General features: G+C 48.7%; 1 rRNA gene. It reads left to right on the forward strand.

The window, feature by feature from the left end:
* Positions 1–88: 88 nt before the first annotated feature.
* Positions 89–1,632, forward strand: a 23S ribosomal RNA gene (locus tag AB3I12_RS13280); the annotation flags it as partial.

Genomic DNA, 1,632 nt, shown 5'->3' on the forward strand with positions numbered 1-1,632 from the left:
GAGTTTTTTAATAAGTTCAATTGCTTATTTTCTTGATCGGACTTCTATCGCTAGAAGAAAGATCAAAACCCAACCGCAAGGTTGATAAGGTTAAGTGAATAAGGGCGCACGGTGGATGCCTTGGCACTAGGAGCCGATGAAGGACGGGACTAACACCGATATGCTTTGGGGAGCTGTACGTAAGCTATGATCCAGAGATTTCCGAATGGGGGAACCCAGCATCTTTTATAGGATGTTACGTTTGCGTGAATACATAGCGCATTCGAGGTAGACGCAGAGAACTGAAACATCTAAGTACCTGCAGGAAGAGAAAGAAAATTCGATTCCCTGAGTAGCGGCGAGCGAAACGGGAAAAGCCCAAACCAATGAGCTTGCTCATTGGGGTTGTAGGACTCCAATATGGTAGTTCTTTCAGATAGTCGAATGACTTGGAAAAGTCAGTCAAAGAGGGTAAAAACCCCGTAGATGAAATTTGGAAGGCACCTAGGAGGATCCTGAGTACGGCGGAACACGAGGAATTCCGTCGGAATCCGGGAGGACCATCTCCCAAGGCTAAATACTCCCTAGTGACCGATAGTGAACCAGTACCGTGAGGGAAAGGTGAAAAGCACCCCGGAAGGGGAGTGAAATAGAACCTGAAACCGTGTGCCTACAACAAGTCAAAGCCCGTTAATGGGTGATGGCGTGCCTTTTGTAGAATGAACCGGCGAGTTACGATTGCATGCGAGGTTAAGTTGAAGAGACGGAGCCGCAGCGAAAGCGAGTCTGAATAGGGCGTTTGAGTATGTAGTCGTAGACCCGAAACCATGTGATCTACCCATGTCCAGGTTGAAGGTGCGGTAAAACGCACTGGAGGACCGAACCCACGTACGTTGAAAAGTGCGGGGATGAGGTGTGGGTAGCGGAGAAATTCCAAACGAACTTGGAGATAGCTGGTTCTCTCCGAAATAGCTTTAGGGCTAGCCTCGGAATTGAGAATGATGGAGGTAGAGCACTGTTTGGACTAGGGGCCCATCTCGGGTTACCGAATTCAGATAAACTCCGAATGCCATTCATTCATATCCGGGAGTCAGACTGTGAGTGATAAGATCCATAGTCGAAAGGGAAACAGCCCAGACCACCAGCTAAGGTCCCAAAATATATGTTAAGTGGAAAAGGATGTGGGGTTGCACAGACAACTAGGATGTTGGCTTAGAAGCAGCCACCATTTAAAGAGTGCGTAATAGCTCACTAGTCGAGTGACCCTGCGCCGAAAATGTACCGGGGCTAAACATATTACCGAAGCTGTGGAGTACACCTTTAGGTGTATTGGTAGGAGAGCGTTCTAAGGGCGTTGAAGGCAGATCGTGAGGACTGCTGGAGCGCTTAGAAGTGAGAATGCCGGTATGAGTAGCGAAAGACAGGTGAGAATCCTGTCCACCGAATGACTAAGGTTTCCTGGGGAAGGCTCGTCCGCCCAGGGTTAGTCGGGACCTAAGCCGAGGCCGACAGGCGTAGGCGATGGACAACAGGTTGATATTCCTGTACTCGTTGTTTTTGTTTGAGCAATGGAGGGACGCAGGAGGCTAAGGAATGCAGACGATTGGAAATGTCTGTCTAAGCAGTAAGTCTTGATAGGAGTCAAATGCTTCT

Origin of the sequence: Enterococcus sp. C65 (assembly GCF_040887165.1) — a bacterium.
Lineage (GTDB): Bacteria > Bacillota > Bacilli > Lactobacillales > Enterococcaceae > Enterococcus_B > Enterococcus_B hirae.